This is a genomic window from Streptomyces sp., from assembly GCF_036566765.1.
Classification (GTDB): Bacteria; Actinomycetota; Actinomycetes; order Streptomycetales; family Streptomycetaceae; genus Streptomyces.
Map to the genome: position 1 here is coordinate 1 of NZ_DATCVQ010000158.1, position 21,686 is coordinate 21,686.

Genomic DNA, 21,686 nt, shown 5'->3' on the forward strand with positions numbered 1-21,686 from the left:
GGGCGCGGCGGTCACGCTCTCGTGGTGGGGCGTGCACACCGTGATGGCGGGCACGGCGTACGACCCGCCCCAGGCGCTGCCCATCCCGGCAGGCGCGGTGACGCCGGCCGGGGAGCCGAGCACGCCGGTGGCCTCGTCGACGCGGCGGCCCGTCGGCCCCACCCCCTCGGCCACGCGGACCCCGGAAACCCCCGCGAAGCCTCCGACGTCCGCGCCGCCGCGCAGACCCACCGCCACGACGAAGCCGGACACCGGACGCGTGAAGAGCTACGCCGTGGACGGCGGCCGGGTCGTGTTCGACCTGGGCGACACCTCGGCGGAGCTGGTCACGGCCACCCCGTCCGCCGGCTGGCAGATGCAGGTCTGGAAGCAGCCGACCTGGATCCGGGTCACCTTCACCCGTGACGGCCGCGAGCTGTCGGTCTTCTGCGTCTGGCACGACAGCGCGCCCCGGGTGGAGATCGACGACCGCTGACGTCCGTCCGGGCATCCTCCCGCCGAACGCGCGCGCGTCGCGCCCGGGCCGCCCGGGGGCTCTGGTACGACGGCAGCCTCGACGACTCCGAGGAGGGCCCGTGACCGACTACGAGAAGCGGATCGACCGGACCGAGGAGCAGGCCCGGGTGCTGGCAGAGGCCATGACGCTGCTCATCGACGCCCGGCGGAAGGCCGCCACGATGATCCGCGACTCGGGGGCGGAGCTGACGCCCGGGGAGCGTGACTTCGTCGGCAGGCCCTGCATGGCGGAGCTGGAGCACCCGCCGACACCGCACACCTGCGGCTGCCGCGCCTTCAAGGGTCCCGACAGCACCTTCTGCATCGGCAAGTGGTTCGACTCCACCGTCCCCGACGTCGGCAGCCCACCCGGGATGCAGGTCTGCGGGCACCCGGAGTCGGACCACGTCGAGATCTGAGCCGGCCGGCCTGAAGCCGGCCTGCCGGATCCGGCCTATCGGAAGACCGCTGCCGGCGGTACGGGCGAGGGCTTGGCGCTCGCGTCGGTGACCGGGGTCGCGCCGCCGGTGAAGTCGGTCAGGGCGCGGCCGTGCTCGACGCGGCCGGCGTGCGGGTCGCTCGCGACGCGGCGGGTCAGTTCGGCGACCGGCAGCGGGACGTCGGAGGCGAGCAGGACGGCGTTGCCGAAGCGGCGGCCGCGCAGCACGGTCGGGTCGGCGGTCAAGGCCAGCTCGGGGAAGACGGCGGCGGCGGTGGCGATCTGGCCGCGCAGATGCGCGAGCGGCGGCCCGTCGGCCAGGTTGGCCGCGTAGAAGCCGCCGGGCCTCAGCACCCGGCGGACCTCGGCGAGGAACTCGGTGCTGGTCAGGTGGGCGGGCGTGCGCGCCCCGCTGAAGACGTCGGCGACGACCAGGTCGGCCCAGCCGTCCTGGACCTTGCCGAGCCCGGCGCGGGCGTCGGTGGACCGGACCCGTATCCGGGCGCCGGAGTCGAGCGGCAGCTCGCGGCGGACGAGCTGGACCAGCGATCCGTCGAGCTCGACGATCTGCTGCGTGGAGCGGGGCCGGGTCGCGGCGACGTACCGGGCGAGCGTGAACGCGCCGCCGCCGAGGTGCACTGCCTGGAGCGGCCGGTTCGGCGGCGCGGCGAGGTCCACGATGTGGCCGAGCCGCCGCTGGTACTCGAAGGAGAGATGGGCCGGGTCGTCGAGGTCGACGTGCGACTGCGGGGCGCCGTCGATCAGCAGCGTCCAGCCGCGCGGGCGCTCCCGGTCGGGTATGAGCTCGGCGAGGCCCCCGTCGACGGTCTCGACGACGGGGCCGACCGCGGTCGCCCGGTCGCGCTGCTTGTTCCTTGCCACCTGTCCATTATCGGCCTCCCGGAGAGACCGCCGCCCGCCGTCAGTGGGAGCCGCCCGCTGTCAGTGGCAGCCGTCCGCCGCCTCGATCAGCCGGGCCGCCTCGCCCAGCGCCTCGCGCAGCACCGCCGGGTCCGTCACCGGGCCGGTGTCGCCGGGCGGCAGCAGCCAGTCGGCGGGGGCGGCGGCGTCCTCGCGGGCCGGGATCTCGGGGAGGCGCAGGCCGCGCCCGTCGGTCTGGGTGCAGGCGCTGCCCGGCATGTCCCAGCCCTCCGCCGTACCGGGCGGCACCAGGAAGCCGAGCGTGTCGCAGGTCCCGTCGTGCAGCACCGGGCCGACCGCGGGGGCGCCGCCGCGGCGCAGGATGTCGACGGCCTCCAGGCCCTGCCGGACCGGCACCGTCACCAGGTCGCAGGGCTCGCCGTGCGACGCGCTGGCGTCGGGCGAAGGGCCGGTCGACGCGGTGGTCTGACCCGTCGACCGAACGGTCGTCGACCCCGTCGTCTGAACTGGCGTCTGAACTGTCGTCGGACCCGTCGTCTGAACTGTCTGCGTCTCGGTCCGCGGGCTGATCTCCATGCCGGTCTCCAACAAGGGATCCCCTCCTCGTGCCAGAGGAGACACGTTCCGTCTCTCCGCATGGTTCAACGCCCGTACCCGTCAACGGCTACGGCGGCACGCCGCCGCAAAGGATGGCAGTTCATGGCAGATCGCGGGGGAGATATCCCGTTTGTAGCCAAACACCGCGTGCGCGACCGGCCACAGCAGGTACGTTCTTGCCCCGCCGGAACACCGGCAGCACCAGGAGAGGGCTCGGCCATGGCGACGTCACGGGCAGTTCCCAATCTCGCCTTCCGCAGACTCCGCGGACAGCACTCGCCGGCGGAGTTCGCCGCCGCGGTCCGCCGGGCGGCGCGGGAGATCGGCGAGCAGGTCGCCTGCGACGCCCGCTACATCGGACGGGTGGAGGCCGGAGAGATCCGCTGCCCCAACTACGCGTACGAGCGGGTGTTCCGGCACATGTTCCCCGGTCTGACCCTGGCGGACCTGGGCTTCGCGGCTCGGGAGGCGGTACGCGGGCGACGGACGACCGTCGCGGCCGGTGCGCCCCCGCCCGCCCTCTCCACCCGGAACGATGAGGAGAGCGACGTGCTGCGTCGCGCATTCATGACGAGCGGCACCGCCACCGTGGCGGCCGCCTCGCTGGGACTCGGCGGCACCGCCGCCGCGATCCCCGCCCCTCGGGCCCCGCACAGGATCGGCGACGCCGAGGTCAGGGCCGTCGAGGACGCCGTACGGCAGATTCGGCTGCTCGACGACCGGCACGGCGCCGAGGGGCTGTACAAGGTCGCCGCCCAGCCACTGCGGGCCGCGTACGCGCTGCTCGACGCGGGCGGCGCGAGCCGCCGCTCGACCGAGGAGCGGCTGCAGTCGGGCGCCGGCGAACTGGCCCTCTCGGTCGGCTGGCTCGCCCATGACTCGGGCCGCCACGAGGACGCCCGCTCGCACTACGCGGAGGCCCTGGCCACCGCGCGGGTGGCCGGCGATCCGGCCCTGGAGGCGCACGCCTTCTGCAACACCTCGTTCCTGGCCCGCGACGGCGGCCGGTTCCGCGAGGCGGTCCGGGCGGCGCAGGCCGGTCTGCGCGCGGCCGCCGCGGTGCCGTCGGCGCGGCTGCACTCGCTGCTGTCGCTGCGCGAGGCGGGGGCCTGGGCGGGGCTCGGCGACCGGACCTCCTGCGAGCAGGCGCTGGGCCGGGCGCACACGTACTTCGCCAAGGGCGCCTGCGACGCGGACCCGGAGTGGATGTCGTTCTTCGGCGAGCCGGAGCTGGAGGCGCTGGAGGCCCAGTGCTGGTCGGCGCTTGGCGAGCACGGCCGGGCCGCCCGGCACGCGCACCGCGCGACGGTCCTGCAGAACCCGCACTTCGCCCGCAACCTCGCCCTGTACCGGGCGCAGCTCGCCGCGGACCTGGCCCGCGCGGGCCGGTCGGACGAGGCGGCGGAGGAGGCCCGCCGGGTGCTCGCGTCCCTGGACGGCGTCCAGTCGCACCGGATCCGCCGCATGCTGGAGACGACCCGGCAGGCGCTCGCCTCGTCGTAGCAGGGCCGGGCGTACGGGGCCTACGCCTCCATGTGCCCGGTGTCGTTCCAGCGCTCCACCGCGGGCGCGCCGTACTGCCAGCCGAGCACCGACAGGCTCGTCGGGTCGAGCTTGATCCGGGAGCCGAAGAACACGTCCTCGCCCAGCCAGCGGGCGGCGATCGTGCGCAGGATGTGGCCGTGCGCGAAGACCAGGACGTCCCGGTCCGCCGAGCGCGCCCAGGCCACCACCTCGTCCGCGCGGGCCGCCACGTCCGCGCGGGTCTCGCCCTCCGGCACGCCGTCGCGCCACAGCAGCCAGCCCGGGGCGCGCTCCTGGATCTGCGGCGGGGTCAGCCCCTCGTACGCGCCGTAGTCCCACTCCATCAACGCGTCCCAGCGCTCGGCGCGCTCGCCGAAGCCGGCCAGCTCGCAGGTCTCGGCCGCGCGGACCAGCGGGCTGGTGCGGATCTCGACGCCGGGGAGGCCGTTCCACGCGCCCCGGTGCAGTCGCTCGCCGAGCAGCTTCGCGCCGCGGCGGCCCTCGTCGAGCAGCGGGATGTCCGTCCTGCCGGTGTGCCGGCCCAGGAGCGACCATTCGGTCTGGCCGTGACGGGCGAGCAGGATGCGCGGTGCCATGAAGGCTTCTCCCTGAATGTCCTCGAATGGGTCCACGAAGGCGTACGTCCATCATCCCGCACACGAACTGGCGTCCACATCCGGGCAACCTCCGCCCCGTCCCTCGCGTCCCCCAGAGGTCAGGACCGATCAGGGATTCGGATCAGTGCACCTCGGGGGGACGTACGGATGCCGCTGCCGCAAGGAGCCCACGGGGGCCGGCCCCGCTGGTGGAGCGAGCTGCTGGTGCTCGTCGTGGTGTACGCGGCGTACTCGGGCGGCCGGCTGCTCGCGCGCGGCGACGTGCAGACCGCCGTCGACCACGGCCTGGCGATCCTGCGGATCGAGAAGCTGCTCAACCTGAACGCCGAGAGCCCACTCAACCGCCTCTTCACCGCCACCCCGGAGCTCGGCATACCCGCCGACTTCGCGTACGCCTCGCTGCACTACCTGGTCACCCCGGCCGTGCTCGTCTGGCTGTTCCGCCGCCGCCCGACCCGCTACCGGGCCGCCCGCACCTGGCTGATGCTCTCCACGCTGCTCGGCCTGGTCGGCTTCACGCTGCTGCCGACCTGCCCACCCCGGCTGCTCGACGTGAGCCACGGATTCGTGGACACGATGGCGCAGTTCAGCGCGTACGGCTGGTGGGGCGGCGAGGCGAGCGCGCCGCGGGGCCTCGGCGGGCTGACCAACCAGTACGCGGCGATGCCCTCGCTGCACGTCGGCTGGGCGCTGTGGTGCGGTGTGATGCTGTGGCGGTACGGGCGTACGCCGCTGGTCAAGGCCCTCGGCGTCGCCTACCCGCTGCTGACCGTGATCGTGGTCATGGGCACGGCGAACCACTACTTCCTCGACGCGGTCGCCGGGGCGGCCGTGATGGGGCTCGGGCTGCTGCTCGCGGCCCCGTTCATGCGGGGCGTGGACCGGCTGCGGCTCCGCATCACGGGCAGCGCGCCGCCGGTGCGCTCCCCGATTGTCAGTGGCGGATGCGACACTTCCGCGGGTGAGCGAATCCCTGGCCAGCGGAGCGCACCGAGCTCCTCAAACGACACTCCGGCACAAGCTCGCTGAGCTGCGCGGACCGGCCGTCGTGCCGCGTCCGATGGACGCGCGGGCGCTGGCGGCGCTGGCCGCCAACCCCGGCTGCCGGCGGCGCGCGCTGCTGGACGGCGCGGGGGTCGACAAGACCGTGCTGGCGTCGAAGCTCGGGTCCCCGGCGGCGTACGGGCAGTCCCAGTTCGCCATCATGCGGGGCAACGCGTTCGAGGCGAAGGTGAAGGCGGACGGCGGCCGGGAGCTGCTGCGGCTGCTCGGTATCGACGACGCGGCCGAGGTCCACGTGCCGGACCTGGCGGCGGCCGGACCGGAGGGCCGGGCGGCGCGCACGTCGCTGGCGCTGCGGGAGGCCGCCGAGGCCGGGGCGTGGACGCTGCTCGACCACCCGCTGCTGGCCCTGGAGGTCGCGGGCTCGCCGGTCTTCCTGGAGCCGGACGCGGTGGTGGTCCGTCCGGACGGGCGGTGGACGGTCGTCGAGATCAAGTCCTTCCCGATGATCGACGGTTCGGCGGATGCGGCGAAGGTCGGCGCGGCGGCCCGGCAGGCGGCCGTGTACGTGCTGGCCCTGGAGCGGATCGCGGCGGTCACCGAGGGCGCGCGGGTGGCGCATTCGGTGCTGCTGGTGTGCCCGAAGGACTTCTCCAACCTGCCGACGGCCTCGGCGGTCGACGTGCGCAAGCAGGTGGCGGTGACCCGCCGCCAGCTGGCCCGGCTTACCCGGATCGAGGACATCGCGGCGGCGCTGCCGGAGGGGCTCACGTTCGACGTGGAGACCTGCTCGGCGGAGCAGCTGACCGAGGCCGTGGAGGCGGTGCCGCACGCGTACGCGCCGGAGTGCCTGGCCGCCTGCGAGCTGGCCTTCCACTGCCGGGAGCGGGCCCGGTGCGCGGGGGCGGTGGAGGTGCTCGGCCGGTCGGTGCGGGGCGAGTTGGGCGGGCTGACGACGATCGGGGCGGTACTGGAAGCGGCGCGCGGCTCGGTCGGGGCCGAGGCCGCGGACGAGGCCGAGGATCCGACCGTCACGGCGGTCCGGCGGGCGCGGGCGCTCCGAGCCGAGGCGCTGGAGGCGGTCGCATGTCGCTGATCTCCACGCTGGCCCGGATGGAGGCCGTCGAGGCGGGCCGCGCGCAGCCGCTGGCGACCGTGCGCCACCGGTACGTGGCCGAACGGCCGCTGGTGTTCGTCCCGTTGACGACAGCCGGCGAGGCGGGAGCTCCGCTCGGGGCGCTGGTCGGCACGGACGCGGAGGAGCCGCGGCTGCTGGTCGTGCCGCAGCCGCGCGACCGGGACCTGCGGTTCGCGTTCCTCGCCGACCTGGCCGACGAGATCCTGCCGTACGTCGACTCGTTCGCGGACGCGGTCGAGGCGGTGGAGAAGAACGAGACCGACGCGGAGACCGGGAAGAAGGTCAAGGTCGAGGTCGAACTGTGCGCGGACGCACCGCAGTTGATCGTGCCGAGCCGGGCCGGCGTCGAGTACGTACGGCTGCTCGGGCGGTCGACGCGGTTCCGGCGGACGGCCGAGCAGGACCCGGAGACGCCGTTCCCCGCGCCGCCTCGGGTGCCGCTGCTCGGCCGCTGGCTGACGCACTTCGGGGAGCGGGCCCGGGTGCCCGGCTCCTCGCTGCTGCTCGCGGCGACGGACCTGCTGAACCGGCACTGGGCGACGGGCCAGTCGTCGCTGGAGGACCAGCACTTGGGCGCGCTGCTCGCCTGGATCGACGCGCCGGACGGGGAGTCGGGCGCGGAGGCGGCGCTGCGGGCCGAACTGGGGCGGGACGCGGCGGGTCAGCTGCTCTGCCCGCCGGCCGGTCCGGCGACGGACCCGGCGTTCGACAACCGGCTGCTCGCGCCGGCGATCGAGCGGTACGACCGGGCCCGGCAGGCGCTGGGCGCGGCCGAGGACGGCGCGAGCGCGGACGAGCGGCTCGGCGAGCTGCACCGGGCCGAGCGGGAGATCCGCCGGCTGATCGCCGCCCAGCTGAAGCCGACATGGGACGCGGTGTGGCGGGCGGTCGAGCTGCTCCGGGAGCTGCCGGAGGGGGCGCGGGTCCCGGACCGCTGGACGCGGGACCGCTGGTCGTTCACCGGCCACCGGGACCGGGTGACCGCCGGCGAGCCGCCGCAGCCGCGCCGGGACGACGCGGTGACGGCGGCCCGGAAGCTGGCCGCGCGCGAGCAGGCGCAGGGCCAACTGGAGGCGCAGGAGGCGCTGGACGACCCGCTGGTGCTGGCGGGCCGGCGGCTGTCCGGGGAGGCGTTCACGGCCGAGGTCGTCGAGGTGACGATGGCCTGGTCGGAGTCGAAGCGCCCGGCGCCCCGGCCGCTGCTCACGGTCCGCACGGAGGACCGGCCGCATCTGGGCGAGGGCGTGAAGGTGTTCCGCTCGCTGGACGGCAAGCCGCAGTCGGCCCAGTTCGTCGGGCGCCAGGAGGACGGCTCGCTGGTGCTGCGGATCCTGGACAAGATGGGCCGGGGCAAGGAGCCGGCGGAGGGCTCGGTGCCGGAGAAGGGCGAGCGGATCGCCTGGACGCTGTTCGAGCACGAGCAGCGGGTGGGCGCGAAGCTGCCGGACCCGGAGGAGACGCCCTGGACGCACGGCGGTCCCCCGCGCGCCGACGTCGCCGAACTGCCCGACGCCGTGACCGCGGAGGACCTGCTGTGAGCCCGGACGTTCTGGACCCCTCCGCGGCGGCCGCGAAGGCGACCCGCGAGATCCTCGCCGACACCCTGCACGGGGACGCGCGCGGCGTCGTCGTCGACTCCCCGCCGGGCGCGGGCAAGTCGACGCTCGTGGTCCGCGCCGCACTCGAACTGGCGTCGGCAGGACGGCCGTTGATGGTGGTCGCGCAGACGAACGCGCAGGTGGACGACCTGGTACTGCGGCTCGCGGAGAAGGAGCCGGGCCTTGAGGTGGGCCGGCTGCACTCCAACGACGGCGACCCGTACGACAAGGCGCTGGACGACCTGGAGCAGGTGCGGAAGTCCGCGAAGGCGGGCGACCTGGCCGGGCTGCCGGTGGTGATCTCGACGGCCGCGAAGTGGGCGCACGTGAAGAACGTGGAGCCGTGGGCCCACGCGATCGTCGACGAGGCGTACCAGATGCGCTCCGACGCGCTGCTCGCGGTGGCGGGGCTGTTCGAGCGGGCGCTGTTCGTCGGCGACCCGGGGCAGCTGGACCCGTTCTCCGTGGTGGGCGCGGAGCAGTGGGCGGGGCTCTCGTACGACCCGTCGGCGAGCGCGGTCTCCACGCTGCTCGCGCACAATCCGGAGCTGCCGCAGCACCGGCTGCCGGTGTCGTGGCGGCTGCCGGCGTCGGCGGCGCCGCTGGTGTCGGACGCGTTCTACCCGTACACGCCGTTCCGCAGCGGGACGGACCACGGGGACCGGCGGCTGGCGTTCGGCGTGCCGTCGGACGGCTCGGCCCCGGACCGGGTCCTGGACGAGGCGGCGGAGTCCGGCTGGGGCCTGCTGGAGCTGCCTGCCCGGCACACGCCGCGTACGGACCCGGAGGCGGTCCGCGCGGTGGCGCTGGTGGTACGGCGGCTCCTGGACCGGGGCGGCGCGGCGGTGAGCGAACGGGATCCGGACCCGACCCCGCTGACCCCCGACCGGATCGCGGTCGGCACGGCCCACCGCGATCAGGCGGCGGCGGTACGGGCGGCCCTGGCGGAGCTGGGCGTCGCGGGCGTCACCGTGGACACCGCGAACCGACTGCAGGGCCGGGAGTACGACGTGACGGTCGTCCTCCACCCCCTGTCGGGCCGCCCCGACGCGACGGCCTTCCACCTGGAGACGGGCCGCCTGTGCGTCCTGGCCTCCCGCCACCGCCACGCCTGCATCGTGGTCTGCCGCGCGGGCGTCGCCGACCTCCTGGACGAACACCCCTCGACCGAGCCGGTCCAGCTGGGCGTCACGGTGAAGTTCCCGGACGGCTGGGAGGCCAACCACGCGGTCCTGTCCCACCTGGGCGAACACCGCGTGAGCTGGTCCCCGTGAGCCCCGGGCCGGCGGGCTCCCGCAACACCGCGCACGGCAACCGGTGGGGCAGCTTCTGCGGGGCCGCCCCGTCCCGCCGGACGGAGTCCGGCACGCCGCCGGAGGCGGCCGAAGGATGCAGTCCGGACGGTTGGGAGGCGAACCACGCGGTCCTCTCCCACCTGAGCGAACACCGCGTGTCCTGGTCGCCGTGACGGGGCGGCGCACGCCCTCTTGCGGGGCGCGGGAGAATGGAAGGCGGCCCGGGTGTTCGGGCCGTGCGTTTGCGAGGAGGAACCACATATGGCGGAACCCGAGCGGAGCGAGCAGCGGCGGCTCCGGCCCGCACCGCTGATCTTCGAGCCTGCCGAGGCCACCGCCGACCCCGAGCACTTCTTCGACCTGGAGTCGATAGAGGACCCGCGGGAGCTGCTGGCCCGGGCGACGGAGCTCACGATGGCCTTCCGGGCGGCGGCGGACCGCGCGGTCGAGTTCCAGGCGATCGCGGCCGCGCAGCTCGCGGACCCGCGCCGGTTCGACCGGCTCACGGACGCGGACATCGCGGAGCGCGCGGAGTGGACGCCGGACTACGCCCGCAAGATGGTCGAGTTCGGCCAGGACCTGATCCGTACCGGCGGCAAGCCCACCGAGGACTGACCGGGGCCGCGGCCTCGGCGGCCCCGGCCTCTGGCGCGTAGCCCTGGCATATGCCGGGGCGCAAGATACTCCCCCGCGCCCCGCCCCGTCCCGGTTTCCGGCAACCCGGCGGAACCGGATCGTCACTCCCGGTAGACCTTTCTTCATGACGACCGACATCTTCGCGTTGCTCCGTGACGAGGGCCGGCACCACACTGCGCAGGTCACCGCGCCCGGGGCGGACTGGCTCGCGTCCGCCGCGGCGTACCCGCGCTCCACGCTCTCCCTCTGGGAGACCCGCCCCACCGCGCCGGTCGTCCTGCCCTGCGGCACGGTCTTCGACGTCGTCAACGTGCCGTCGATCTTCGGCCGCCGGATGCTGGACCGGCTCTGGGAGGACGGCCCGGGCTCCGGACCGGTCGCCGAGCACCGCGGCCGGATGCTGCTGTTCACCGCCCCCGGCACGGCGCATCGCCTGCCGTCGCTCCTTGCCTGGGAGGAGTGGGGCGACGCGGTCCCGCCGCTGCTCTGCCACGGCGTGGGCGACGCGGTGACAATCCCCCCGCTGACCCCGTCGCCCGCCGGCGGCCCCCGCTGGCTGGTCGCCCCCGACACCCGGCAGCCCTGGCTCCCCGGCCCGGAGGTCCTGCTGTGGGCCTGTGTCCGGGCGGTCCGCAGCGCCTCCGCCGCCGACGTGCGGATTTCGATTTTTCCTCCCGCCGATCAGGATGCTAAGGTCTACGACGTCAGCAAGCGCCGCTAGCTCAGTTGGTTAGAGCAGCTGACTCTTAATCAGCGGGTCCGGGGTTCGAGTCCCTGGCGGCGCACAGACGGAAGAAGCCCCTCGCGGAAGCGGGGGGCTTCTTCGTTGCGCCCTGAATCACGTCAGTCCGCCTTCTCCGGGACCGTGATCTTCACCGTCCACGCCCCGCCCGGCGACCGGTCCGCGACCTCCACCCGCACGCCCTCCCCGGGCACGGTGAACGTCTCGCCCTCGGCGACCGGGGCGTCCGCGAGCGGCGGGTACACCGAGCGGTCCCAGCACGCCTCGGTGCGCGGATGGGCGTCCAGGACCTCGACGGGGCCGTCGCCGGACGCCGCCCCGGCCCGGACCCGGTAGACCAGCACGCCCTCGGTGCAGGTGTCGGCGTCGTTGCCGGTCGCGCTGCGCGCCTCGATCGCCAGCACCGAGTCCTCGCCGGTCCGCACGACCGCGAGCCGGGTGCCGACCGAGCCGCCCGCGGCCGGCGCGGCGGCCATCGCGTCCAGGCTGACCAGGCTGGTCCCGGTGGTCTGCACGCAGTGCACCTGCCGCCGGTCCAGCCAGCCCAGCTTCCACTTGTGCCAGCCGAAGAGGTCCGGGGCGAGGCCGAACTGGCTGCCCATGACGTCCCAGTCCCCGACATGGGTGTCCCAGTCGCCCTTGCCGTCCACCGGCCGGTGGTAGAGGTCGGGCAGATCGAAGACATGCCCGGTCTCGTGGGCGAGGACGTTGCGGTCCGGCGGGTGCCGCTCGAAGACCGTGACGACGCGCTTGACCTCCGTACCGTCGACCGTGAGCGGGCTGTCCAGGTTGACGACCTTGGTGGCGTCGGAGTCGACGCCGGGCGCGTCCGGGTCGGCGACGAGGTAGATGATGTCGAACCGCGAGAAGTCCACCTCGCCGTCGGCGGCGGCGAGCGCGTCGCGCAGATAGGCGGTGCGCTTGTCCGTCGCCCAGTCGCGCCGTATGTCGTACGCGGTGGAGTCCCGCGGCATCTCGATCCACGCGGGGAGCGGGTGCGGGCGGAGGGCGAACCGGCCGTAGGAGGCCCGCGCGAAGAAGTCGCCGGTCGCCGGGAAGTGGTCGGCGGCCAGCTCGGCGGGCGAGAGCAGCGGGGCGGCGTCCGGGAAGGACAGGAAGAGCATGACCGCGTCGAGGGAGCGGGCGGGCTTGGGGTAGGCGGGGTTCCAGGTGTCCAGGCCGAGGGAGTGGTGGACGGCGGTACGAGGGAGGGCGCACGGGCCGGCCGCGGGCGCGCCCACGGCGGGGCCCGCCACGAGCCCGGTGGCGGCGAGTGCCATGAGGGAGGTGAAGGCCGCCCCGCCGGCACGCAGCCGCGGACGTTCCACTCCCTCGGGTGTCTGCTGACCCTCCACGTAGACCTCCGGCTGCGGCATGCGGGACACCTCAACCACCTTGTGATGTTTTCTGAGATTTCGCCCCTTTTCGGTCCCCCAGTCGGGTGAGTGAGCGGCGCGCCGGTCGACGCGCCGGACTCACCGAACGTCACATTCGGTCACGTCGTCGCAGTCCGCGTGTCACACCCGTGCAGAAACGATCGGGCGGCCTGAGCCGTGGGCATACTCACAACAGCGGACGGCGTCCACTGCCCGTTCGGAGCTGGAAGGGCCGCGTCGGCAGCCTCTATGATCGGCACACTTTCCATAGGCCGACCCCCCGAACACACCTGTACGGAAACGACTGCACTGCGGGAGCGAGCGGTGAGCGGAACCTCCGAAGGACCGGCACACGTACCGCTCTCCGCCGCGCCGGGGACCGCCCATTTGATCACGGAGCGTCATCACGACGTCCTGGTCGAGGAGTCGGCCGACCTCCGCCGCCGAGAGTCCGAACTGCGCGACTACCGCGCCGCGTTCCGGGTGGCCCAGCTGGCGATGGCGGTGGTGGACGAGGAGGGCGTGGTGGTGGCAGCCAACGAGGCGCTCGCCTCGCTGCTCGGCACGGACCCGGGCTCGCTGCACGACCAGGCCGCCGCCGACCTCGTCGACCTGGCGTCGGACGGCCGGACCTGGCACGCGTACCACGAGGTCCTGCGCGGCCGGCGGTCCCGGTTCCGCTGCACGCGGCGGCTCAAGCACCCCGACGGGCGGTCGCTGTGGGCGGAGGTCACGGTCGCGCCGGCAGCGGACAGCGGGCGGGTGCTGCTGTCGATCGCGGACATCAGCGACCGGCGCGAACTCCAGGCGCGGCTGCGGCATCTACAGATGCACGACCCGGTGACCCGGCTGCCGAACCGCACGCTGTTCTTCGAACGGCTGGCGGTGGCACTGGAGACGGCGGCGCACCAGTCGTCCCCCTCGCACACGGCGCACCCGTCGCACCCCGCGTACCAGTCACACCAATCGCATCAGTCGCATCAATCGCATCAGTCGTACGGGCATGGCGGAACAGGGCGAATCGGACTCTGCTATCTCGACCTGGACGGCTTCAAGGCGGTCAACGACACGATGGGGCACCGGGTCGGTGACCGGCTGCTCGCCGCGGTGGCCGCACGCCTCACCGAGTGCGCGGACAACGACGGGTACACGAGAAGCGGCGGACACCTGGTGGCGCGGCTCGGCGGGGACGAGTTCGCGATCCTGGTGGAGGACTCGACCGGCACGGAGCAACTGGCCGATCTGGCGCAGTCGGTGCTCTGCGCACTGCAGCAGCCGTTCGACCTGGCCGGGCAGCGGCTGTCGGTCTCGGCGTCGATCGGCGTGGTCGAACGGGCGGCGCACGGGACGACGGCGACCGGCCTGATGCAGGCCGCGGACACGACGCTGTACTGGGCGAAGGCGGACGGGAAGGCCCGCTGGACGCTGTTCGACCCGGAGCGCAACGCGCACCGGATGACCAGGCAGGCGCTCTCCTCCACGCTGCGACCGGCCGTGGAGCGCGGGGAGTTCGCGCTGGAGTACCAGCCGCTGGTGGACATGGCGGACGGGGCGGTGCGCGGGGTCGAGGCGCTGGTGCGCTGGAAACACCCGCAGTTCGGGACACTTGCGCCGAATCGGTTCGTCGGGATCGCGGAGGAGGACGGCTCGATCGTCGAGCTGGGCCGGTGGGTGCTGCGCACGGCGTGCCGCCAGGCACGGCAGTGGCAGAAGGACCATCCGCGGGAGCGGCCGCTGTTCGTGAGCGTGAACGTGGCGGTGCGCCAGGTCTGGGACTCGGACCTGGTCGCGGACGTGGCGGGCATCCTCGCGGAGACGGGCCTGGCCCCGCACCTGCTCCAACTGGAGCTGACGGAGTCCGCGGTGATGGGCTCGGCGGGCCGGCCCCTCCAGGCGCTCCAGGCGCTGAGCGACATGGGCGTGCGGATCGCGATCGACGACTTCGGCACCGGCTACTCGAACCTCGCCTACCTCAGCCGCCTGCCGGTCTCGGTCCTGAAGCTGGACGGCTCCTTCGTCCGGGGCTTCCAGGACGAGGCCCACGCGAACCCGGCGGACGAACTGATCGTCGAGGCCCTGGTCCAACTCGCCCACCGCCTGGGCCTCACGGTCACGGCCGAGTGCGTCGAGACGTCGGGCCAGGCCACCCGCCTGCGCCGCATCGGCTGCGACACCGGCCAGGGTTGGCTCTACTCCCGCGCCGTCCCGCCGGACCGCATCGCCGAGCTGATCGGCATCACGCCGCTGCCGGTCTGAGACGGTCCGGCACGGTCCGGCCCAAGGACATGGAACTGCCCCCGGCCGGAGGGACATCCGAGCGGGGGCAGTGGATCAGGGGTGAGGTCGGTCAGGGGGGCAGGTGTGAGGTCGGGTCAGGGGATCGGGCGTCAGGTCGTCAGCAGGCGCCGAGGTCCTGCCAGACGCCCCATTCGCCGGTGGTGCCGGGCTCCTCGTTCTGGGTCCACCACTTGGCCTTCCACTTGTGGCCCTTGTGGGAGACCTCGTTGCCCGCGGTGTAGACCGTGCCGGCCACGTACGCCGCCGCCGTGCAGGACGCCGGGTCGGTGGGGGTCGGCGTCGGGTTCGTGGGAGTCGGGGTCGGGGTCGGCGTCGGGTTCGTCGGGGTGGGCGTGGGGGTGCTCGGGGAGCCGCCGACCGCGGTGACGATGTCGTTGAAGAGCGTCGCGTCGGCATCCAGGCCCAGCAGCGAGTACATCATCGCGCCCGCGAGGCCGCGCTGGTGCGCGTAGTCCGCCCGCGCCTGGATCGTCCGCTTGTCCAGGCCGGTGAAGAACTCGCCGTCCTTGTAGAAGTACGCCGACTTCGCCTCGTCGTCCCAGAACGTCGTGGCCGGGTTGTCGACGATGCCGCCGAGCTCCTTGTAGTGCGCGATGCCCGCCTGCTGGCTGACCGGGCGGGCCGCCGACGCGCCGGTGGCCGGCTGCGCCAGGCCGTTCTTCGTCCCGGCCGGAACGCCCTTCCAGCCTCGGTAGTAGAACTCGTACCCAAGCGTCAGCTTGTTCGCCGGGAAGCCGCCCGCGATCCCGTACGCCGGCTTGCCGTCGATCCAGGAGTCGATCGCGTTGTCGATCGAGTACTTCTCCGTGCCCGGCTTGATGACGTCCGTCGGGTCCGACGCGCCCGAGTACAGCGGCGACTGGTGGTACGTCGGCCCGTCGCCGTCCCAGGCGCCGTGCATGTCGTACGTCATGATGTTCGCGTAGTCGAGGTACGCGCCGATCTTGTCCGTCTCGATGTTCTTGATCTTGTCCTGGCCGGCCGGCAGCGCCGCCGTCAGCAGGTACTTCTTGCCGCCGTGCGCCGCCCCGTACGCGTCGAGCTGCGCACGGAACTCGGCGAGCAGGAGGGTGAAGTTCTGCTTGTCCTCGGCGGCGTAGTGGTTGCCGAGGTGCCCGTCGGGCGAGCCCGGGTACTCCCAGTCGATGTCGATGCCGTCGAAGATCCCGGCCGCCGTGCCCGGACCGCCGTAGCCGCCCTCGACCGGCAGGTCACCGGCGATGTACTGCTTGATGCAGGACGCCACGAGCTTCTTCCGGCTCGCGTCCGTCTTGGCGGCGTCGGAGAAGTACTTGGAGTACGTCCAGCCGCCGAGCGAGATGTTGATCTTCAGCTGCGGGTGCTTCGCCTTCAGCTCCTTGAACTGGTTGAAGACGCCCACGATCGGCTGGTCCCACTTGTCGGCCACGCCGTCCACGCTGTCCGCCGCCGAGAAGGACCGCTGGTAGTCGGCGTACGAATCGCCCGCGCCGTCACCGGCGTTGGGGTTGGCGTCGTCGCCGGCCGCCTTGTTGGCCTCGAAGCAGGTCAGGTCGGTCGGGTGGATGTTGCCGAACGAGTAGTTGATGACGTCCAGCTTGGCCGCGATCCCCCGGGTGTCCAGGTGCTTGGGATAGAAGGCGTTGCCGTAGACGCTCCACTGGTCGTAGTACGCGATCTTCACGCCGCCCGAGGAGGCCGCGGGCGCGGCGCCGGCGGCCTGGGCGGAGCCGAGGGCGGCCGTGGCGGCGAGCGCGCCGGCGGCGAGGGCCGTACTGACGAGTGCGGCGATCAGGGGTTTGCGGGGGTGCACGTGCGGCCTCCGAGGGGGGTACGCGGTACAGGAGTTGGAGCAGTGATAGCGGCCGCGTGAACAGCGCGTCAATGGTCTGAACCAAATTGAGGACTAGACCAATTCGCGGGAGAACGCCCTTGTCAGAGACGTGCAGCAGAAAACGGAACCGCTCGCCACCACAGGTGACGAGCGGTTTAAGGTTCACTTAGGGAGGGTGTGCCAGGTCGTTCGGCGATGAACCAACCAGCGGCGGAAACCCAGGCGTTACGTCCGTTGCGCCGTGCGCCGCCGTTACGCCGGCAGGTCGTACGCGTCCGCGATCAGCTCGTAGCTCCGCACCCGCGCCTCCCCGCCGTGCGCGTTGGCCGTGATCATCAGCTCGTCCGCGCCGGTCCGCTTCCGCAGCCCGTCCAGGCCCGACCGGACCTCGTCCGCGGTCCCGTGGATCACGTTCCCGAGCCAGGAGTCCACGAACTCCCGCTCCAGCGCGCTGAACCGGTACGCCTCCGCCTCCTCCGGCGTCGGGATCAGCCCCGGCCGGCCGGTGCGCAGCCGCAGCATCGACAGTGCGCCCGTCAGCACCTGCCGGCGGGCCTCCTTCTCGTCGTCGCTCGCCAGCGCCGAGACGCCGATCAGCGCGTACGGCGCGTCCAGCACCTCGGAGGGGCGGAAGGAGTCCCGGTACAGGTCGAGCGCCGGGATCGTGTTCTGCGCGGAGAAGTGGTGGGCGAAGGCGAACGGCAGCCCCAGCACCCCGGCCAGCCGGGCGCTGAAGCCGGACGAGCCGAGCAGCCAGATCGGCGGCCGGCCCTTCGGGCCCTGCACCGGGCCGGGCACGGCGTGGATGCGGGCGTACGGGTGCCCGTCCGGGAAGTCGTCGTCCAGGAAGCGAGTCAGCTCGGAGAGCTGCTGCGGGAATTCGTCCGCACCCTCGTCGAGCCGCTCGCTGCGCCGCAGCGCGGCCGCGGTCGCGCCGTCGGTGCCCGGCGCGCGGCCGAGCCCGAGGTCGACCCGGCCCGGCGCGAGCGCCTCCAGGGTGCCGAACTGCTCGGCGATCACCAGCGGGGCGTGGTTGGGCAGCATCACCCCGCCGGAGCCCAGCCGGATGCGCTCGGTGTGGGCGGCGAGGTGGGCGAGGATCACGGCGGGTGAGGAGGAGGCGACCCCGGGCATGGAGTGGTGTTCGGCCACCCAGTGGCGGTGGTAGCCGCGCCGCTCGGCGAGACGGCTGATCTCCACGCTGGTGGCCAGCGCCTGCGAGGCGGTGCGGCCGCTGCCGACGGTCACCAGGTCCAGGACGGACAGCGGGACGGACGAGCTCCCGCGCGCCACTCCCCGGATCGGGTCGCCCGCGTGGTCGCTCTCCTGCGTGCTTCCCTGGTCGCCCACCTGGTCGCTCACGTTGTCGCTCACCTCTGAGAGTCCTCCTGCGCATGACGGACACGTACCGCAGCAGGTAACAGGAGGGTGTCTCCGGTTATTCCATGGGTCGGCCGGCGCCGCGCTGACCCCCGCCTTTGGCCGAAAATCATGCCCATGGCATATGCCAGAGTGATGCCCCCCAGCGTACGGGGCTGGTGGTACGCATCAATCTCGCCAACAGCCGCCCGAGAAGCGGCGCTTGGCGGCTATCGTGGTAGGGAAGCTTGCGGTCACAACCTGGTAGGGGGAAACCGTGGCGCTGATGCCCGAGCCCACAGCACCGTTCCACTCGGTGCAGTACGCCCTGCGTGTTCTGGAGGCGGTCGCCCGGCACGCGGGCGGTGTCACGGACGTCCAGATCGGACGCGAGACCGGCCTGCCCGTCGGTCATCTGTCCTCCCTGCTGCTCATGCTCCGCCGCGAGGGGTACGTGGAGCAGGTCGCCGACGGCGCGTACGTCATCGGCGACTCGCTGGTCCTGCTCGGCTCCGGGGCCACCCGGCGCGAGGCCCTGGAGCTCAAGCTCCAGGAGACCCTCCGCGAGCTGCGCGACTCCGTGGGCGCGGCGGTCTACATCAGCCGGTACATCGACGGCGAGGTGAAGATCACCCAGTTCGCGGACGGGCCGCGCACGCCCGCGGTCAACGAGTGGGTGGACTTCCGCTCGGCGGCCCACGCCAGCGCGGTCGGCAAGTGCCTGCTCACCCAGCTGGACCAGAACGGACGCCGCGACCACCTCTCGCGCCACAAGATCGCCCGGCTGACCTCCCGGACGATCACCAACGAGAAGGTCCTTTTCTCCAAGCTGGACAGCCAGCCCGCGTCGGTCCCGGTCCTCGACCTCCAGGAGTACGCCGTGGGCACGGTCTGCGCGGCGGTCCCGCTGACCGCCGGCTCGGCGGTGGGCTGCCTGGCGCTCTCCCTGCCGATCGAGCACGCGCACCGGCTGCGCGCGGCGGCCGACGCGCTGAACCGGCGGGCGGCGCCGGTCGTGCTGTCGCTGGCGATCTGAGGAGCGGCGATCTGAGGAGGGTGGTCCGGGGCACCCCTCCGGACCAGGTACTATTAACTCTGTCAGCACGCGCCGCTAGCTCAGTTGGTTAGAGCAGCTGACTCTTAATCAGCGGGTCCGGGGTTCGAGTCCCTGGCGGCGCACAGACGGAAGAAGCCCCTCGCGGAAGCGAGGGGCTTCTTCGTTGCGCAGGCGTCTACGCCTGGAGGTAGGCGAGCACGGCCAGCACCCGGCGGTGCGTGTCGTCGGCCGGCGGGAGGTCGAGCTTTCCGAGGATGTTGCCGATGTGCTTGCCGACGGCGGCCTCGGTGACGACGAGGCGGCGGGCGATCGCGCCGTTCGAGTGCCCCTCGGCGACCAGGCCGAGCACCTCGCGCTCGCGCGGGGTCAGCGCGGCGAGCGGGTCGCGGCGGCGGCGCAGGAGCTGCCGTACGACCTCGGGGTCGACGACCGTGCCGCCGGCCGCGACCCGGGTGAGCGCGTCCAGGAACTCCTCGATCTGGCCGATCCGGTCCTTGAGCAGATAGCCCACGCCGGTGCCGTCGCCCGCGTCGAGGAGTTCGGTGGCGTAGCTGCGCTGCACGTACTGGCTGAGCACGAGCACCGGCAGGGCCGGGCGCTCGGCGCGCAGCGCGACGGCGGCGCGCAGCCCCTCGTCCTGGAAGCCGGGCGGCATCCGAACGTCGGTGACCACGATGTCCGGGTCGTGCGCGGCGACGGCGTCCCGCAGCGCCTCGGCGTCGCCGACGGCGGCGGCGACCTCGTGGCCGAAGCGGGCGAGCAGCCCGATCAGCCCCTCGCGCAGGAGGACGCTGTCCTCGGCCAGGACTACGCGGAGGGAGGAGGACACGGGATCTCCACTCGGATCAGGGTCGGACCGCCGGACGGGCTGGAGATCGTCAGTGTGCCATCGAGGACGGCGATGCGGTCGGCGAGTCCGGTGAGCCCGGAGCCGCGGTCGGGGTCGGCGCCGCCGCGCCCGTCGTCCTGGACGAGGAGGGTGAGGCGGGCGGGTCCGGGGTCGTACCGGGCGGTGAGCCGGGCCTTGGTCGCGCCGCTGTGCTTGCCGATGTTGGCGAGGGCCTCGCAGCCGGCGAAGTAGGCGGCGGACTCGATGGCGGTGGGCAGGCGGGGCAGGTCGAGGTCGGTGTCGACGGGCACCGCGGAGCGGTCGGCGGCGTCCGCGAGGGCCGCGCCGAGGCCGAAGTCGGCGAGGACCTGGGGGTGGATGCCGTGGATCAGCTCGCGCAGCTCGGTGAGGACCTGGCCGGCCTCGTCGTGGGCCTTGGCGAGCTGGTCGCCGAGCGGGCTGCCGGGCGGGGCGTCGAGCCGGGCGAGGCCGAGGGTCATGGTGAGGGCGACGAGGCGCTGTTGGGCGCCGTCGTGCAGATCACGCTCGATGCGGCGGCGCTCGGCCTCGAAGGCGTCGACGAGCCGGGCGCGGGACCGGGTCACCTCACCGATCCTGTCCCGCAGCTCGGTCTCGCGGGGCGCGAGCAGGGCGCGGGTGAGGGCGGCGCGGGCGCCGGCGAGGGCGGCGAGGGGATAGAGCAGCGCGAGGAGGAGGACGGCGCCGAGGAGGGCGGCGGCGAAGGCCTGGGGGTAGGAGGTGACGAGGTATGCCTTGACGACCTTGGTCTCCTGCCTGTCGAGGGCGAGGCGGACGGGGGCGCTGAGAAGAGCCGCGGGCAGGCCCAGGCAGACCGCGATGGCCAGCAGGTCGAGCGGCCACAGGACGGTCGCGTGCAGCACGGCGTACGCGAGCTCCCGCCACGTGGCCTGCTCCCGCGCCCGGACGCGAAGCCAGGCGCCGAGCCCGGGGACGTCCGGGACCCGGTGCGGGTCGGCGGCGGGGGCGACCTCGGCGATCCGCAGCCGCCGCCGCTCGACGCCGCCGAGCGCGACGCCGGCGAGCAGAAGCAACGGCAGCCCGACGAGCAGGACGGAGAAGAGCACCAGCACTGCCAGCACGACGAGCGCGGGCAGCCCGGTGACGACGCTGCTCGCGAGATACCCGGCGGACCGCCAGGGCCAGACGGAACGGGGGTACGCGAGCGGCCGGGTGAGCGCCTGCCAGGGCGTGCGGACTTCCATGCGGCCACGGTATGCGGCCGATCCGGGGCAGCACGATGGCCCTGGCGGGCGTCCCGACGGTATGCCTGGCCCTACCCCGCGGGCCGGGGAGGCCGCTGCGGTTCTCGCGTCCGCCGCCTCAACGGACCGGCGGTGTCGAGCGGGTGTAGCGGTCCGCGAGCCCGCGCAGGTGGGCGACCAGCTCCGGGGGCTCGGTGACGTCGAAGTCGCAGTCGAGCATGCCCAGATACACGGCGAGGGTCTGCACCGTGTCGGCGCCTGTCGTCAGGACGCAGCTGTCGGCGTCGACGGCCTCGACCGTGCCGACCGCGGGGTTGATCCGCTCGATCACCGCCGTCGCCGGGGCATGGACGGTCACCCGCGCCCGGTAGCGCCAGGCCGCACTCGACACCCGCCGGGAGACGTACTCCGCGAGGTCGCCGCCGGGCGGTTCGCGCGGGGCGAAGCGCGGTCCGGTCGGGGTGCGGGGCCGGATCCGGTCGATCCTGAAGGTCCGCCAGTCCTGGCGCTCGACGTCCCAGGCCACCAGGTACCAGCGCCGTCCCCAGTTCACCGCCCGATGCGGCTCCACGATGCGGCGGGTGGGCGCTCCGGCGTGGTCCAGGTAGTCGAAGCGCAGTTGTTCCAGGTCGCGGCAGGCGGACACCACGGCGGTCAGGACGTCCGCGGAGACGGTCGGGGCCGGACGGTCGGCCGGCACGGCCACGGTGTACGCCTGGAGTGTCCGCACCCGCCGGCGCAGCCG

General features: G+C 73.4%; 21 protein-coding genes and 2 tRNA genes. 14 read left to right on the forward strand and 9 right to left on the reverse strand.

Features of this window, described 5'->3' with window-relative positions:
• Both VIU94_RS08280 and VIU94_RS08285 read left to right on the forward strand, forming a co-directional pair.
• Positions 1 to 475 (forward strand): hypothetical protein (locus VIU94_RS08280; RefSeq protein WP_331909149.1); only part of this gene is annotated, 475 nt, incomplete at its 5' end.
• Between the two features lie 100 nt (positions 476 to 575).
• A complete protein-coding gene (locus VIU94_RS08285) occupies positions 576 to 914 on the forward strand; it encodes a DUF6422 family protein (RefSeq protein WP_331909151.1) in 339 nt (112 codons plus the stop codon).
• A gap of 35 nt (positions 915 to 949) precedes the next feature.
• On the opposite strand, the gene VIU94_RS08290 is transcribed toward VIU94_RS08285, so the two are convergent.
• Positions 950 to 1,816, reverse strand: a complete 867-nt coding sequence (locus VIU94_RS08290; RefSeq protein WP_331909153.1) for a spermidine synthase — start codon at positions 1,814 to 1,816, stop codon at positions 950 to 952.
• Positions 1,817 to 1,876: 60 nt separating this feature from the next.
• A complete protein-coding gene (locus tag VIU94_RS08295) occupies positions 1,877 to 2,407 on the reverse strand; it encodes a hypothetical protein (protein ID WP_414720906.1) in 531 nt (176 codons plus the stop codon).
• Positions 2,408 to 2,632: 225 nt separating this feature from the next.
• Here VIU94_RS08295 and VIU94_RS08300 point away from each other — a divergent pair, with 225 nt between their 5' ends.
• On the forward strand, positions 2,633 to 3,916 hold the full coding sequence (locus tag VIU94_RS08300) for an NsdA family TPR-like regulatory protein (protein ID WP_331909155.1): 1,284 nt from the start codon (positions 2,633 to 2,635) through the stop codon (positions 3,914 to 3,916).
• 20 nt (positions 3,917 to 3,936) lie between these two features.
• Here VIU94_RS08300 and VIU94_RS08305 read toward each other — a convergent pair whose 3' ends face one another.
• Entirely contained in the window at positions 3,937 to 4,533 is a 597-nt protein-coding gene (locus VIU94_RS08305; RefSeq protein WP_331909157.1) for a histidine phosphatase family protein, read from the reverse strand.
• Between the two features lie 168 nt (positions 4,534 to 4,701).
• Between VIU94_RS08305 and VIU94_RS08310 the strand changes: the two genes are divergently transcribed.
• The 8 genes from VIU94_RS08310 to VIU94_RS08345 all read left to right on the forward strand — a co-directional run bounded on the left by VIU94_RS08310 (position 4,702) and on the right by VIU94_RS08345 (position 11,008).
• Positions 4,702 to 5,583, forward strand: a complete 882-nt coding sequence (locus tag VIU94_RS08310; RefSeq protein WP_331909159.1) for a phosphatase PAP2 family protein — start codon at positions 4,702 to 4,704, stop codon at positions 5,581 to 5,583.
• Complete coding sequence (locus VIU94_RS08315; RefSeq protein ID WP_331909161.1) at positions 5,516 to 6,652, forward strand: hypothetical protein; 1,137 nt, start codon at positions 5,516 to 5,518, stop codon at positions 6,650 to 6,652. The genes VIU94_RS08310 and VIU94_RS08315 overlap by 68 nt, the downstream gene beginning before the upstream one ends.
• Positions 6,643 to 8,232 carry a hypothetical protein gene (locus VIU94_RS08320; RefSeq protein WP_331909163.1) on the forward strand — a complete coding sequence of 530 codons (1,590 nt, stop codon included), beginning with the start codon at positions 6,643 to 6,645 and terminating at the stop codon, positions 8,230 to 8,232. The genes VIU94_RS08315 and VIU94_RS08320 overlap by 10 nt, the downstream gene beginning before the upstream one ends.
• Positions 8,229 to 9,566, forward strand: coding sequence for an AAA domain-containing protein (locus VIU94_RS08325; protein ID WP_331909165.1), 1,338 nt, complete (start codon positions 8,229 to 8,231; stop codon positions 9,564 to 9,566). Before VIU94_RS08320 ends, VIU94_RS08325 begins: the two co-directional genes overlap by 4 nt.
• Positions 9,563 to 9,760: a hypothetical protein gene (locus VIU94_RS08330; RefSeq protein ID WP_331909167.1), complete on the forward strand. Its 198-nt coding sequence runs from the start codon at positions 9,563 to 9,565 to the stop codon at positions 9,758 to 9,760. The genes VIU94_RS08325 and VIU94_RS08330 overlap by 4 nt, the downstream gene beginning before the upstream one ends.
• An 88-nt stretch (positions 9,761 to 9,848) precedes the next feature.
• Positions 9,849 to 10,202 carry a DUF8844 domain-containing protein gene (locus tag VIU94_RS08335; RefSeq protein WP_331909169.1) on the forward strand — a complete coding sequence of 118 codons (354 nt, stop codon included), beginning with the start codon at positions 9,849 to 9,851 and terminating at the stop codon, positions 10,200 to 10,202.
• Positions 10,203 to 10,347: 145 nt separating this feature from the next.
• Positions 10,348 to 10,944 carry a bifunctional DNA primase/polymerase gene (locus VIU94_RS08340; RefSeq protein ID WP_331909171.1) on the forward strand — a complete coding sequence of 199 codons (597 nt, stop codon included), beginning with the start codon at positions 10,348 to 10,350 and terminating at the stop codon, positions 10,942 to 10,944.
• Positions 10,935 to 11,008, forward strand: a tRNA-Lys gene (locus VIU94_RS08345). The genes VIU94_RS08340 and VIU94_RS08345 overlap by 10 nt, the downstream gene beginning before the upstream one ends.
• Positions 11,009 to 11,066: 58 nt before the next feature.
• Here the strand turns inward: VIU94_RS08345 and VIU94_RS08350 are convergent.
• Positions 11,067 to 12,341, reverse strand: a complete 1,275-nt coding sequence (locus VIU94_RS08350) for a M6 family metalloprotease domain-containing protein (protein ID WP_414720907.1) — start codon at positions 12,339 to 12,341, stop codon at positions 11,067 to 11,069.
• 498 nt (positions 12,342 to 12,839) lie between these two features.
• On the opposite strand from VIU94_RS08350, the gene VIU94_RS08355 reads away from it, so the two are divergent.
• Positions 12,840 to 14,597: a putative bifunctional diguanylate cyclase/phosphodiesterase gene (locus tag VIU94_RS08355; protein ID WP_414720908.1), complete on the forward strand. Its 1,758-nt coding sequence runs from the start codon at positions 12,840 to 12,842 to the stop codon at positions 14,595 to 14,597.
• 139 nt (positions 14,598 to 14,736) lie between these two features.
• Here VIU94_RS08355 and VIU94_RS08360 read toward each other — a convergent pair whose 3' ends face one another.
• A complete protein-coding gene (locus VIU94_RS08360; protein WP_331909175.1) occupies positions 14,737 to 16,431 on the reverse strand; it encodes a glycosyl hydrolase family 18 protein in 1,695 nt (564 codons plus the stop codon).
• Between the two features lie 273 nt (positions 16,432 to 16,704).
• Entirely contained in the window at positions 16,705 to 17,814 is a 1,110-nt protein-coding gene (locus tag VIU94_RS08365) for an LLM class flavin-dependent oxidoreductase (RefSeq protein ID WP_414720909.1), read from the reverse strand.
• Positions 17,815 to 18,088: 274 nt separating this feature from the next.
• On the opposite strand from VIU94_RS08365, the gene VIU94_RS08370 reads away from it, so the two are divergent.
• Positions 18,089 to 18,847 carry an IclR family transcriptional regulator gene (locus VIU94_RS08370; RefSeq protein ID WP_331909177.1) on the forward strand — a complete coding sequence of 253 codons (759 nt, stop codon included), beginning with the start codon at positions 18,089 to 18,091 and terminating at the stop codon, positions 18,845 to 18,847.
• A 69-nt stretch (positions 18,848 to 18,916) separates the two neighbouring features.
• Positions 18,917 to 18,990: transfer RNA gene (locus VIU94_RS08375), tRNA-Lys, on the forward strand.
• A 53-nt stretch (positions 18,991 to 19,043) separates the two neighbouring features.
• Here the strand turns inward: VIU94_RS08375 and VIU94_RS08380 are convergent.
• From VIU94_RS08380 to VIU94_RS08390, 3 genes are all read right to left on the reverse strand, one after another.
• Positions 19,044 to 19,697, reverse strand: a complete 654-nt coding sequence (locus tag VIU94_RS08380; RefSeq protein ID WP_331909179.1) for a response regulator — start codon at positions 19,695 to 19,697, stop codon at positions 19,044 to 19,046.
• On the reverse strand, positions 19,676 to 20,941 hold the full coding sequence (locus VIU94_RS08385; RefSeq protein WP_331909181.1) for a sensor histidine kinase: 1,266 nt from the start codon (positions 20,939 to 20,941) through the stop codon (positions 19,676 to 19,678). Before VIU94_RS08385 ends, VIU94_RS08380 begins: the two co-directional genes overlap by 22 nt.
• A 118-nt stretch (positions 20,942 to 21,059) precedes the next feature.
• On the reverse strand, positions 21,060 to 21,686 hold a 627-nt coding region (locus VIU94_RS08390; protein ID WP_331909183.1), incomplete at its 5' end, for a helix-turn-helix transcriptional regulator.